This is a genomic window from Schumannella sp. 10F1B-5-1, from assembly GCF_006517535.1.
In the GTDB taxonomy this organism is placed as follows: Bacteria; Actinomycetota; Actinomycetes; order Actinomycetales; family Microbacteriaceae; genus Schumannella.
The window spans coordinates 1-340 of record NZ_VHQH01000008.1; the positions used below are offsets into that span (position 1 = coordinate 1).

At 71.5% G+C, this 340-nt stretch carries 1 pseudogene; it reads right to left on the minus strand.

Annotated elements, in window-relative coordinates:
* Positions 1 to 340, minus strand: a pseudogene (locus FJ658_RS03555) (aminopeptidase N); the annotation flags it as partial.

Below are 340 nucleotides of genomic sequence, written 5' to 3' on the forward strand. Positions count from 1 at the left end.
GAAGCCCTTGCGCGTGATGTCGAAGACGTAGTCGGCGTCGAGGTAGCCGAACAGCGACTTGCGGGCGAAGACGCCGAGCGGGATGGTGCGCCCGTCGGAGCTCGTGAGCTCGGAGCGCACGACCTCGTAGGGTCCCGCGACGAGCGCCGTGATGTAGCTCGAGATGCGCGGGGTGGGCGCGAAGCGCCAGACCGCGGTGCCCTCGCCCGCCGGCTGCGGCTCGGGCGTCGGCGAGTTCGACACGACCTGCCAGGCGGCGGGCGCGGTGACCGTGAAGCGGAAGACCGCCTTCAGGTCGGGCTGCTCGAAGACGGTGTACACGCGGCGGCTGTCGGGCACC